Here is a 294-nt window from a genome sequence, read left to right on the forward strand (position 1 = left end):
CATAAACTTATGGTTGTCGCAGCTAAGAATCTTGTAAGTTCTACTAACTATATTAATGTAATGTTAGGAATAAAAGATTCTATAGAGTTGGAAAGTAAGAGTAAGATCAAGATTGAAGAAGATAATAATTTGGAGGTAAGTGCTAAATTACAATATGGCAAGGTTTACAACAGGAATTATAATCTAGTAAAATACAACCCTAAAATGCCATATATGGAACATTTGGTTATACATGAACTAATGCATTTGGATATGGCTCTTGAAGCTAGTAAGAGAGGGTCTAACATGATTGTT

The 294-nt window shown here is 31.0% G+C and carries 1 protein-coding gene; it reads left to right on the plus strand.

Annotation, left to right across the window (positions count from 1 at the left end):
* A partial coding sequence (locus tag PZE06_RS28410; protein ID WP_275792457.1) for a hypothetical protein occupies nucleotides 1-294 on the plus strand: 294 nt, incomplete at both ends.

The organism is Robertmurraya sp. DFI.2.37, assembly GCF_029211245.1.
Lineage (GTDB): Bacteria > Bacillota > Bacilli > Bacillales > Cytobacillaceae > Robertmurraya > Robertmurraya methanolica_A.